Below are 12,681 nucleotides of genomic sequence, written 5' to 3'. Positions count from 1 at the left end.
CCAGGAATAGGACCAATTTTTTCTTTAGATTCATATCATGGGTATATTAAAGTTAACTCAATAGGTTCTCTTTCTTTTTCTTTTTGTGTGTATTTAGTGTTTTAAAAAAGTCTATGAATGTTTTTTGCGGTAGTTTTTTCGTTCAGTATTTTATCATAGGCAATAGTTTTTTAAGGGGTTATTATTAAAGTGTTGTTTTCGTCGAAGTGATAATGAATCGAAGAGATGCTGGCCATGATGCGCACAATATCTTCGAGGCTTTGGTCATATAGGGTAAACGTGTAGGACTGGTCGTCGGAGAGAGCCGGATCGATTTCGATTTTCACGTTATACCATTTGGAGAGGTATCGGCATACCTCGTGCAGATTCTTGTTTTCGAGTTTCACCCGGTCTTTGGTCCACATCATGGCAAACTCTACATCGCCTTCTTCCACGCTTATGGTCTTGCTCTTCTTGTCGAGCGAACCCTCTTCACCGGGTTTCAGGTAGTGGTCGGGCTTGTCGTCGCCCAGTACGTGCATCGAGACCGAACCCTCGTAGAGGCTCACGACCGATTTGTCGTCATCGTCATAGGCGCTTACGTTGAACTGGGTACCGTGTACCTTGACCGCAATGTCGTTGGTTTTGACGATAAACGGTTTTCGGTCGTGCTGTACATGGAAGAAAGCTTCGCCTTTGAGGGTTACCTCACGTACGTCGGCATGCAGGTTGGTATATTCGAGTTCCGAGTTGGCGTTGAGCCATACCTCGCTGCCGTCGGGGAGGATAAACTTCGATTTGCCGGTGATGGTCGAGTAGGTTTGGGCAATGGCTTCGTGTTTGGCGTGGTGATTGCTCTCGAAGAAAAGATAACCGGTACCCGATACGACCAGCAGTAAACCTATTGCAGCGGCAAAGCGACGGAGCACTCGGCCCGACGCCCACCGCGGCACAATCTTCTTTACCTTCTCAGGTTTGGTTTGAATGGAATCTTGGTGTATATAAGTCTGGAATTTTTTCCAATAGGAATCGACGTCTGGATTGTATCCGGCTGCCTTGGTTTGAATTTGGTTCCACAAATTTTGCAATTCGTTGAAAAACTGTTGGTTCGCAACGTCTTGATTCAGCCACTCTTGCAGCTGTGTTTGCTCGTCTTCTGATAGCGAGATGCCTTTGAATCGAGCTATGATAATGTCCCAAGGGAGCTTCTTGTTCATAATTATCAGACTTTTTTAGATGAAAAAATATTTTACCGCATTATTTTGATTTCATTAGTTAGACACAAAAAAAGAGATAAACCCTTATACCGGATACCGTAAAAAAGGAAAAACAATTGGGAATAACTTGCGATTATTTGATAAATTGTTGTTAATCAGTATGTAAAAAAGAGAGGGGAAAGAGCTTTTTTTCTGCTTTGTGGGTGAGATAATTTTTTTTTGTAGAATAATATTCTTTTCTTTGCACAGTATTCCTATATATAAAACGGTGGCCAACATAGCAAACGACATATTATTGCTCAGGCAAATACGGGAGGGAAATGAAGAGGCATTCAAAAGTTTGTTCGAAACCTACTTTACTCCGTTGTGCCGTTTTATATACCTTTATCTGGACGACAAGGCTGTGGCCGAAGAGCTGGCCATGGATATTTTTATCTATCTGTGGGAGAACCGCGACACCTTCCACATACAACTTTCGTTGAAAGCCTATCTGTTTCAGGCTGCACGAAACAAGTGCTTGAATGAATTGCGTAAAAAGAAAGAGATGGTGAGTATCGACGACGCCGAGTTGTCGGGACTCAATACCGACGTGTCGTCGCTCGAGACCGAAGAGCTGTATCGGCTTATCCACGAGGCCATACTGGCTCTGCCCGAAAAGTGTCGCCATATTTTCGTTCTCAGCCGGCAGGAGAGCCTCACCAATCAGGAGATTGCCCAGAAGTTGAATCTCTCGGTCAAGACGGTCGAGGGGCAAATAACCATTGCTCTAAAGAAAATCAGAAAATTTCTGGGCGACCAGTACAGCTATTTGTGGTAAAAAAAATTTTTTTCATTCGGTATAAGGGTATATGATGCTTTTTGTGTCATAGTATGTGAAACCCTGGAATATTACCGACATGAAAAACTCTTTTAAGTGCACATACTCTTTTTGTTACGGTCCATTTCCTACTCCGTTGACCGGGAGATACCCCTATTAGAGCTTTTTGTACAGGCAAAGATTCTATCGTTTTTCTTAGACTTGAGTGAGAGATATGTACAAGAAAATTACAAGTTTGTGTTTTGCCCTGCTGGCAGCCTGCAGCCTGTATGCTCAGGAGCCGTTGCTGGTTCTGGAGGCCGAGGATGCCCGGCTCACCCCGCCGGTGAAGGTCAAATATGTCGACGGCTATTCGGGAAACGCCTACGTGGGCGATAACGATAGCGGGTCGGAAATCGTGTTTGAAAATGTTTATGTCGAGAAGGCGGGAACCTATGAGTTTCGCACCTACTATACCAGCATGTTCATCCGCTCCATCGCCGTGCAGTCGGGGTTCTATACCCCGGTAATCCTCACGATGACCGAGACGACCGAGGACTGGAACCGTCCGCCGGTGGGCATGATGCTGTCGTATATCTATCTCGACGAGGGGTACAACACCTTGCGCATTACCCCCTATAATGGCGGGGGGCCCAATATCGACAAATTCGAACTCTGGGAGACCGGGGTGAACATGCCCAAGCCCGAGAAGGAGAGCGCCGCTTTCGGTTACGACCTCACCGACGAGGCCTCGGTGACCGTCGACGGTGCCGACTATTCGGCTTCGGCCATGAACGACAACAACGAGTATACCTCGTGCGAGATGCCCGCCTCGTCGAACTACATCTATGTAACCTGTCCCGAACCTTACCTGATTACCGGCTACCTCTTCTCCGACGGTACGGCCATAGCGGCCGGTGTCGATGCCTGGAGCCTGGAGTATTCGGTCGACGGACAAAACTACAATCGCTTGTCGCCCAATTCGTCTACCCGGTACAGCGCGGCGACACTCTATACCATCGATCGTCAGCCTCATGCCGACGCTGCCCGGGCTGCCCGTTATTACCGCATTGTCACGCAAGGTGGCCGTGTGGGCGAGATACAACTCTTCGGGATACCCTATTATGAGAATACCGACGGAAAGAATTTCCCGACCGATATAACGGCCGGCGTCGATGCCTATGCCTCGGCGCTGGGCTCTCCGCTGGGTGCCTTTACCGTGGCCGACGAGCGCTACTTCAACCTCTTCGACCGCAACATGCAGCGCAAGTATTACAGCGACGAGGGTCCCCTCTTCCAGGTAGAGATAGAACTCGACAAGCCTTATCGCCTCGAGAGCTACACGCTCACCTCGTGTCAGGATTACCCCGACCGTGACCCGAAGAGCTGGGTGGTCGAGGGCTTCGATCGTGATTGGGAGGTGGTGAGCGAAGTCGAAGGCTTTGAGTTTCCCAGTAGGTATGCGACCATGAAATTTGCCGTAAATGGTACGAAACTATACAAGGGCTATCGCTTGAGAACCCTCGAGAATAACGGGGCCGATGCCTTCCAGTTGCTCAAGTGGCAACTCTTTGGCAGCGACCAGCCGGCAGCCCTCTCTTCGGCTCGGGTTGACGAGGTGCGGGTAACGGCCGGCGACCGGGCCATTGTGGTCTCGACAGCCGACGAAGCAGCTTGCCGCGTGTTGACCCTCTCGGGCCAGACTCTCTACGAAGGGCGGTTGCGCGGTGACGATTGCCGCATTGCGGTGCCTGCCGGCATCTATCTCGTGGGGGTGACCGTGCAGCACGAGCAGACGGTACACAAAGTAGTGGTAAAATGAAGATTTATTGAAGATGAAAACCAGATTGACATACGGACTCCTGATTGTGGCAGGAGTGATGAGCGGTATCGCTCCGGCTTGGGGCGAACAGGTCCTGGGCGAGTCGACCTCGCCCAACGACTCGATTAAACTCGTCGTGCTCGACGACAACGATGCGTTGTATTACAAGGTCGTGAAGGGTACCGCTACCCTGATAGAGAAGTCGGCCCTGGGAATCGTCACCTCGGTGGGCGATTTTTCGAGCGGGGTAGGCGACCTCGCCTTTACCGACCGCCTGGTCGAAGACCCTTATGAATTGCCGTCGGGCAAACGCAGCCGCTACGAAAATACCTACAAGGAGGCCACGGTGACCGGCAGCAAGGAGGGGCACGAAGTGAAGTTTGTCTTCCGCGTCTACGACGACGGTGTGGCCTACCGCTACGAGCTTCCCGGCAGCGGCGAGGTTTCGGTCTATGCCGAACAGAGCGAATGTCTGCCCGCCGCCTGCGAAACCATCTATTCCCAACAGTATTCCAAAGACAGCCAGTCGCTTTTCAGCGAGACCGCTACCGAGTTCGTGGCCTGTGCCACCTATACCCCCTTCCCCATACTGGTCGACATGGGGGGCAACTATATGTTGATGACCGAGGCGAGAGTCAACGGCTCGTATTGCGGGAGCACACTCACGGTCGACGACGAGACCGGTGCCTTCTGTTTCCAGCCTCGTGAATCGGTATCGACTACCCTCCCGTTGGCTACCCCGTGGCGGGTGCTGCTGGTGGGTTCGCTCGAGTCGGTGGTCGAGACGGTGATGCTCGAGAATCTTAACGATGCGACGGCCGTCAACTCCCTCTCGTGGATTACCCCGGGACGGGCTACCTGGAACATTGCCGGCGAGGATTTCACCGCCGACTACCTGAATATGAGCAACATCAAACACTATATCGACTGGGCCCAGGAACAGGGGTGGGAGTACTTCACCCTCGACAAGTGCTGGGAACAGAACGGCATCTCGCTGAAAGAGGTGGTCGATTATGCCTCTTCGAAGAAGGTGGGCGTGCTGATATGGGTGAACCAGAATGACCTCCCCTCCGACGAGTCTGCCCTGAACGCGATGGTACAGAGCTGGAAATCGCAGGGTGTGAAGGGGTTGAAGATCGACTTCTGGGAGAGCGAGTCGCAGGCTACGATGCAGAAGGTAGACCTGCTGCTGCGGGTGACGGCGCAGAACCAGCTCTTGCTCGACCTTTACGCTTGCCCCAAACCCACGGGTTTGCGACGCACCTGGCCTCACCTGCTCACCTCGGAGGCTGTGCTGCCCAACACCGTATTTACCGACTTTCCCGATATTCACAACATCAACTCGGCCATAATTCGCGGCGCTATCGGTTCCACCGATTATGCCCCCGTCGACTTTGCCGACCGCAACGGCTGCATCCACTCCGGCACCACCTGGGCTCACCAGTTGGCCCTGTCGGTGGTATTCGAGTCGGGCATACAGCATCTGGCCGATGCTCCCGAGAATTTCGAGTATCACATGGCCCGCGAGTTCTTGAAACGGCTGCCCGTGGCCTGGGACAATACCCGCTGTGTGGAGGCTCGCCCCGACGAATATGTGAGCCTTGTGCGCCAGAAGGGCGACGAGTGGTATTGGGCCACGCTCACGCACGAAGCCCGCACGGCACGGGTGCCTCTGTCGTTCTTGCCCGAGGGCGAGAACTACTGTGCCTATGTGTATGGCGATGGCGATTGCCCGTCGGAGGTCCGGTTTGAGTACCGCGACAACCTGTCGTCCCGCGATACCCTGTCGGTCGACCTGCTGAAGCGGGGTGGGGCCGTAGTGCTCTTCTCCACCTCGTCGCAACTGCCGCGACCCATACAGATGAAATACGAGGCCGAAGCCGCCGAGAACACCATACCCTTCGGGGTGCCGGTGAAGAGCGACGTCGACAGCCTCTGTTCGGGTGGGGAGTATGTGGCCTCGATAGGCAACGGCCGCGCCCTGGTCTTCAACGGGGTGACCGTGCCCGAGTCGGGTACCTATGCCATGACCCTCTACTACATGAGCGATGCTCCCTGTTCGGCCTATGTGAAGCTGAACGGCGACATCAACTCGTGGCAGGAGGTTTCGTTCGAGAATACCGGCGGTCCCACAGGTAGTTACATGGCTCACCGCACGGTACTGGTTACGCTCGACCACACGGTGAGCAACACGATTGAGGTAGGCAACAACTCCGATTACGGTCCCAATCTCGACCGTATCGTCCTGTCGAAGTATGCCGACGGGACGACCGACGTGGAGGCTCCGCAGGAGAGCGAGTCGGTAGGGTTGGTCTACGTGCTCGACCGCGACATCATCATCGAGCAGGCATCGGCTACCGACTATGCCGTCTACAATTCGCTGGGCCAACTCTTGCGCACCGGCCACTTCGAGGGCGGCCGCCTGTCGGTCTCCGTTCCCGATCGGGGCGTCTACTTCGTGAAGCTCCACACCACCGGGCTCGACTTTACCCAAAAAGTATTGATAGGACGATGAAAATGAGAACCTTTTGTTAAACTTAATAATAAAACTTATGAAAAAGATTACCTTTTTAATGGTCTGTTTGTTGTCTGTGCTCGGACTCTCTGCAGCCAGTTATGATCACCTGTATGTAATCGGCGATGCCACATCGGCCGGTTGGAACACCAATAGCAACCTGGAGATGACCAATCTCGGGGATGGAAAATTTACCTGGACCGGCGAATTGCTCGACCATGGCGACAATTCGCGTCGATTCAAATTCATTGTTAGCCGTAGCTGGTATCCCTGCTTGACGACTACCGCAGCCGCTCACGAGACCGTGACTCCCGGTGTGAAAGTCGCTCTGCTCGACAAACACGAAGAGGTTCAACCCGATGCTGCCTTCATCGTAGACAAGACGGGAACCTACAAGATCGATATCGACCTGAACGAGATGACCATGTTACTGACCGAGACTACGCAGGAGCTCCCCGACGTAGCCGAGTTCGGTCAAGTATACCTGGCCGGTAGCGCCTTTACCGACAAGGTAGCCATGGAGAAGGTTTCGGATGGTGTCTACACCTGGTCGGGCGTAATCGAAGAGGCCGACCCCATGGTAGGTTTCTACTTTGTAAACGGCGACGAAACCATGTCGTTCAACCCCGCCAATACCGGCAGCATCAAATCGGGTTCGTACAGTATGGTATATAGCGCCGACGGCGTAGGTACTACCGAGTTCCAAATCCCCGCCACCTCGACCTACACGATTACGGTCAATGTAGCCGAGATGAAGATGGAAGTTCTCAAAATCGACTACGAGCACCTCTATATCGTAGGTAGCGCCTTGACGGCTCGTCCCGGTAGCTGGCTGACCGAAGATGGTGTGGAGATGGAAAAGATCGAATCGGGCAAATTCACCTGGTCGGGTCAACTCTATGCTCAGACGACCGACGGTAGCGGCACGGAGTTCAAGTTCCTCAACCAACTCATCCCCGGTGTATGGGAAAACGACTTCGTATTCGATACGACTCAAAGCGCCAACCAACCCATCGAGATCGGCGGAAGCTACACGATTTCGTATCGCGGTTCGGGCCACGACAACAAGTTCACGGTGCCCGAGGATGGTAACTACAAACTCACGGTCGACCTCCATGCCATGACCCTCACGGTCGAGGAGGGTACCTCCAGCGCTGTAAGCGAAGTGCTGGCTGCTGCTCCGGTTGTAGTAACCGACGGTGCCACCATCCGCGTATTGGCCAACGGCCTCGACCTCGACGGTGTGATGGTATTCGACTTGCTGGGCAACTGCGTAGCCTCGACGGGTGCCGTAAGCGACTATGCTTTCGACATGGCACAGAGCGGCGTATATGTAGTGCGCGTAGCTTGTGGCAACCAGGTATATTCTCATAAAGTAATAGTTAAATAGGGACAGTCGTTTAATTCCGTCATTATGAGTCAATCGGCAGACTGTCCCGGTAATTTTTCCGATCGAACTCATCTTTTTATATTTTCGGCTCCGTTTCGGAGCCCCTTTTTTCATTTTTGGACCCAACTGGAGCCAATACTCCAGTGAAAGGGCCGTTTCTCACTCACCTCGAACATCAGGCAGCCTGAGCAATTTCGTTGACTTCCCGCCGGACGAGCTGTACTGCATTCGCCGTGTGGATGCCAAAGAAGATGTACAGGATTTCGGTCAACTTCGTCCTTGCCTTGATGCGTTTCAGGCCATAGTGTTCCTTCTGCGTTCCGAACGAGCCTTCCATCCTCGTTGCCCTCACCCTCGCCAGCTCGTTGCGGATGATGTCGTTCTCTTTCTTTTCCAAGGACGGACGGCCACGCTTGACGAATGACGTCTGTATTCCTCTATCCTTGCAGTACCCCCTGTTGGCGCTGCCGGCATAGCCTGCATCTCCTCCAACCTTCTTCGCGTCCACACCGAAGAGCTTTCGGTGCATCTTCAGGCAGTGCGTAAGCCTGGTTCCCTCGTTGAAGGCATTGAATGACAGCTTCTCGATGAATGAGAGTCCGTCAACCTGGATGTTGTTGCACTTCGCACCGAACTCTACGCTCTTCACTTCCTTGCCTCTCACGATTGGCCTCACATACGGCTTGCTGATGCTCACTATCCTGTCCTTGACACTCTCGCGAGGATTGTTGTTCTCGAAGTGGGCCTTCTGCTGGCGGTACACTCTTGTGATGATTTCAATATCGCTCTTCTGTCTGGCTGTCAGCAATTTCTCCGCGCCTGCATTCTCCCTCTCCAGTGTGCGGGTCTCCTTCAGTATCTTCCCCAAAAGGTTGAGCAGGCGTCTGGTCAGTTTCCTGGTCTGGACTTTCGTATGCCTGCGCCGCTTCCTGTACGACAGGTTGGCCTTCTCTACGTCTACGTACTTCGTCCTCGGACGGTGCACATTCAGCTTGGCACTCAGAGTGCACATTATCTCATATGACTTCTCTATTCCTTCCCACAGAAGCTTCGCATCCGTAGGATAGCGCATCTCGCTCTCGTAGCAGGTCGCATCCGTATACATCGTATCCAGGTCCTTCATGTACGGTTTCCAGGCTCTTGCCAGTATCTCCTGCTGCTGTTGGATCTTCAGCCCGCGGGCCAGCTCCGAAAACACGTCGTCCAGAAGTTTGTAGTTCGTCAGAGGATGCATCGGGTCTATTCTCACATCGCAGAAGAGCTGATAGTGGACGTTGCCGTTAAGATGCTCCATCAACTTCGGGCTGCTCAGACCTGTGTACATCTTCAGGAACATCAGCGCAACCTTGCCCTCCGGGGTGAAGTATGTTTTTCGCCCTTTCTTCGCTCTCATGCTCTTGCTTATCAGTCCAAAGTTCTCTGCCATCTCACCAAGCGGCAGCCTCTTCCTGATTTTTCCCAGCTCGCTAGTCTCGAACGTCCGCCTATACAATTCATAAAAATCGAACTCCGTGAAAGGAAGATCGGGTGATATTTCAGAGAAATTTTGTACCTTAGCCATGCAGATTAATTTTTGCGATACCTCCAAATTTGGCTTTTCTAGGGCAATTGGAGGTATTCTTTTTATCTTTAGCTAAGATACAAATTTTATATTACATTGGCAATCAATTCGTTATAAAGTTTTATTCTTTTTACGACAGTCCCTAAATAAGATCTTAAGATTTTGAGCCGAGTCGGGGAGCCGACCTCCCCGACTCGGTATTTTTTTGCTTGTTTTTTAGTGCGGAACATCGGGAATACCCGAGACCTTTTGGGGTGAAACCCGCCGACAAACTGTAAATCGTATGCAGAACACATGTCTCATGATAGCTCGCTGCCTGGCCCTTGCCACCGTAAGTCTCGCACCTGCGGTGTGCCAGGCCGGGAGCGACAACTACAATCGGGCCGTCGCCACGTTCGATGCCGTGATGGAATGCTATGGCGACGAACGTCTCCCCCTCTTTCGGGAGACTTACCCCTTTGACGACCAACTGAAAGTGACCTACCTCTCGAACGAAGAGCAGGCCGACCAGCAGAAACGCTTCTCCTACCTGTGGCCCTTCTCGGGCAGTCTCTCGGCCGTGGCAGCCATTTGGGATGCCCGCCTCGACCCCCGCTTCGGGCAGGTGCTGGAGCAGCAAGTCCGTCCCGGTCTGGAAATGTATTTCGACTCGGTGCGCACACCGGCCGCCTACTCCTCTTACCTGAATACGGCCCCCGCCTCCGACCGCTTCTACGACGACAACATCTGGATAGGTCTCGACTTTACCGACCTCTATCGCCTCACGCGCGACCCCCGATACCTGGAGCAGGCAAAACTCGTGTGGCGATTTATCGAGAGCGGCATCGACAACCAGCTGGGCTATGGCATATACTGGTGCGAACAGAAGAAGAACGGGAAAAACACCTGTTCCAATGCCCCGGGCTCGGTCTATGCCGCCAAGCTCTACCTCGTTACCGGCGACAGCAGCTACCTGCGCACCGCCGTGCGCCTCTATGAGTGGACCCGCACCAACCTGCAAGACCCCACCGACGGCCTCTACTTCGACAACAAGAGCCTCGACGGCACCATAGGCCGGGCCAAGTTTGCCTACAACAGCGGGCAGATGATGCAGGCCTCGGCCCTTCTCTACCGCCTCACGGGCGAGGAGCACTATCTGCGCGAAGCCCGGCGACTGGCAGCCGCCTGCTACGAACACTTCTTTGCCGCCCCGTCGCAACCCGGGCGTCGGTACCGCGTGTTCACCCCCGGCAACATCTGGTTCACGGCCATCATGGTGCGGGGCTTTGTCGAGCTGTACGGCATCGATTACGACCGTCGTTACATCGATGCCATACAAGAGAATCTGGACCAGGCCTGGACCAACGGCATGCGCGAAGAGAACGGCCTCTTCAACGACAACTGGACCGGGCAGACCCGCAACGAATCGAAGTGGCTCCTCACCCAGTTTGCCATGGCCGAGATGTATGCCCGCCTCGCCCTGATCGACGGAGAATAGTAGTGTGTTTTAGTGAAATATGAACCTCAACTCCCGGAGCAACCCATCCGTTGCCTCGGGAGTTTTTTATGCCTATGCACGAGACTATGGCCCAGCACGGTATCGGCCGGGAAAGTATCCTTGGTTTGTGAATTACGGCTGTATGGTTATGGGTCGTCTCGCCCTTGACGAAATGCAGAAGAGTAGGCCGGTATCCTATGAGAGGGGAAGGTAGAAACGAAAAAACCGAAACAGCAAATATTGCTATCTCGGTTTTCGGTGGTGCCACCAGGAATCGTAATCTAACGATAAGTGGCTGAATATCTTTGATGTATCTTTTAGCTAAAGAAGTAATCTCCCGCTATTGCTCCACCGGATTCTTGCAATATTTTGCAGTGTCTTGCGGAGTCGATTTCCTATTACTCTACAAAGGTAACGCTTTATTTTGAAATACAAGCAGATGCCTTGTATTTTTGCTCCACTTCGGTGTGGAATTCCAACCGATTTATTTTTTATTCAAATTACCAAGCATATCAATAAGCAAAGATATACCATCTACCATAGTCATTGTTTCATGTTTGGCTATTTGTTTGTTGCATTCTTCAATTTGCCGTTGGCACTCCAAAGCTAAATCATATTCTCCTTGTGTGCATTCTCCTATGATTCTAGCTTTGTACACAATATAGTTGCATATTTGTGATAACTCCACAATCATAGATCGGAAACGAGCAACTTGAGTTATGTTATATGCTAAAGAAGCACCTTCAACAATCATTTTTGCTTTCTCATCTTTTAATGTAGCTACTTTTGCCGTAAGAAAGGCTAAATCAATTGCATTATTCATATTATAATATCACTTTATTTCTTGTTTAATCTTTTAACCTCTTTGTCGAAATCACTTTCAAGCATATCCATTTCTCGCTTGCGGTATATCTCAAATTCCTTTTCAGCTTTTTCTATGGCTTGTTTATGTGAAATATTGCCTTTGCCAATCAGGATTTTTCGTTTGTGAGCTATAATCTGATTGTCAAGAGCTTCTATCCAATCCTTCATAGACATAGGGTTCATCTCCAATGCCTGGAATTCTGCAAAATCAAGAAATCCTGAAACTAACAGATTCAGTCGTTGCAGTTCTATTTCAGATAAATAGTTTTTCGCAATTTTTACATCATCTTTGGTTACGTAATTACCTTTGAAATTAGTCATTCCGACAAACGGTTTTTCATTGTCCACACGGTTGTATATTATTTCTGCAGCTGTATTCTCATGAACCGCATAATGCAGTTTGTTTTGCACGGTGGCGAAAAAAGTTTTAGTCATTTCACTACGAGGATCATAGTCCGTAGCTGTAGCATATATGTCCGTAACCTGCTGGTAAAAATTTCGTTCGCTACTGCGAATATCCCTGATACGCTGCAATAACTCTCGGAAATAGCGGTTTCCTCCCTGTTTCAGCCGTTCATCGTCCATCGCAAAACCTTTCTGAATATATTCATGTAAACGTTGTGTCGCCCAACGCCGGAAGCGTGTTGCTATTTGAGACTGGACACGATATCCCAAAGCTATGACCATATCGAGATTATAATGGTCTATATTACGCCTTACTTGACGATTGCCTTCCTGACGAACTAACAAGAATTTCTTGTTAGTTGCTTCTGCTATAAGTTCTCCATCCTTGTAGATATTGTCTATATGCTGACTAATATTCTGTTGTGATGTGTCATATATCTCTGCTAACTGACTCTGTGTCAACCATAAGTCTTCATCGGCAAAGCGTACCGATACACGAGTTATTTCGTTATCGTCCTGATATAGGATTATTTTATTTTCTTCGTTCATGTTTATTATCTAAATTATTGCCATTTGCTATTCCTCAAACTTACTTTCAATGCTGAACCTTTTGCCGTAAGGCGATATTATTGCAACCAACTTTGCTTGTCGTTAG

The 12,681-nt window shown here is 51.0% G+C and carries 9 protein-coding genes; 5 read left to right on the top strand and 4 right to left on the bottom strand.

What is annotated here, in order from left to right:
• Positions 1-170 precede the first annotated feature (170 nt).
• A complete protein-coding gene (locus tag ABGT88_RS13150) occupies positions 171-1,196 on the bottom strand; it encodes a FecR domain-containing protein (protein ID WP_346702562.1) in 1,026 nt (341 codons plus the stop codon).
• Between the two features lie 268 nt (positions 1,197-1,464).
• Here ABGT88_RS13150 and ABGT88_RS13145 point away from each other — a divergent pair, with 268 nt between their 5' ends.
• From ABGT88_RS13145 to ABGT88_RS13130, 4 genes are all read left to right on the top strand, one after another.
• Complete coding sequence (locus ABGT88_RS13145; protein ID WP_087408948.1) at positions 1,465-2,013, top strand: RNA polymerase sigma-70 factor; 549 nt, start codon at positions 1,465-1,467, stop codon at positions 2,011-2,013.
• A gap of 214 nt (positions 2,014-2,227) precedes the next feature.
• Positions 2,228-3,814 carry a DUF6383 domain-containing protein gene (locus ABGT88_RS13140; protein WP_346702559.1) on the top strand — a complete coding sequence of 529 codons (1,587 nt, stop codon included), beginning with the start codon at positions 2,228-2,230 and terminating at the stop codon, positions 3,812-3,814.
• Between the two features lie 13 nt (positions 3,815-3,827).
• The gene (locus tag ABGT88_RS13135) at positions 3,828-6,329 is read left to right on the top strand and encodes a glycoside hydrolase family 97 catalytic domain-containing protein (RefSeq protein ID WP_346702557.1); all 2,502 of its coding nucleotides are present in this window, start codon (positions 3,828-3,830) and stop codon (positions 6,327-6,329) included.
• A 37-nt stretch (positions 6,330-6,366) separates the two neighbouring features.
• Positions 6,367-7,719, top strand: a complete 1,353-nt coding sequence (locus ABGT88_RS13130; protein ID WP_346702555.1) for a SusF/SusE family outer membrane protein — start codon at positions 6,367-6,369, stop codon at positions 7,717-7,719.
• A 175-nt stretch (positions 7,720-7,894) separates the two neighbouring features.
• Here the strand turns inward: ABGT88_RS13130 and ABGT88_RS13125 are convergent, their stop codons facing one another.
• Positions 7,895-9,280, bottom strand: coding sequence for a transposase (locus tag ABGT88_RS13125; RefSeq protein ID WP_346699851.1), 1,386 nt, complete (start codon positions 9,278-9,280; stop codon positions 7,895-7,897).
• A 283-nt stretch (positions 9,281-9,563) separates the two neighbouring features.
• Here ABGT88_RS13125 and ABGT88_RS13120 point away from each other — a divergent pair, with 283 nt between their 5' ends.
• Complete coding sequence (locus tag ABGT88_RS13120) at positions 9,564-10,757, top strand: glycoside hydrolase family 76 protein (RefSeq protein ID WP_346702553.1); 1,194 nt, start codon at positions 9,564-9,566, stop codon at positions 10,755-10,757.
• Positions 10,758-11,241: 484 nt separating this feature from the next.
• Here ABGT88_RS13120 and ABGT88_RS13115 read toward each other — a convergent pair whose 3' ends face one another.
• Positions 11,242-11,580, bottom strand: coding sequence for a hypothetical protein (locus ABGT88_RS13115; protein ID WP_154577738.1), 339 nt, complete (start codon positions 11,578-11,580; stop codon positions 11,242-11,244).
• A 14-nt stretch (positions 11,581-11,594) separates the two neighbouring features.
• Positions 11,595-12,575 (bottom strand): virulence RhuM family protein, encoded by a 981-nt coding sequence (locus ABGT88_RS13110; protein ID WP_154577739.1) that lies wholly within the window; start codon positions 12,573-12,575, stop codon positions 11,595-11,597.
• Positions 12,576-12,681: the final 106 nt, after the last annotated feature.

The organism is Barnesiella sp. An22, assembly GCF_963931395.1.
GTDB lineage: Bacteria > Bacteroidota > Bacteroidia > Bacteroidales > Barnesiellaceae > Barnesiella > Barnesiella merdigallinarum.
The sequence above is the reverse complement of the archived record's forward strand: the minus strand, read 5'-3'. Positions and strand labels throughout refer to the sequence as shown.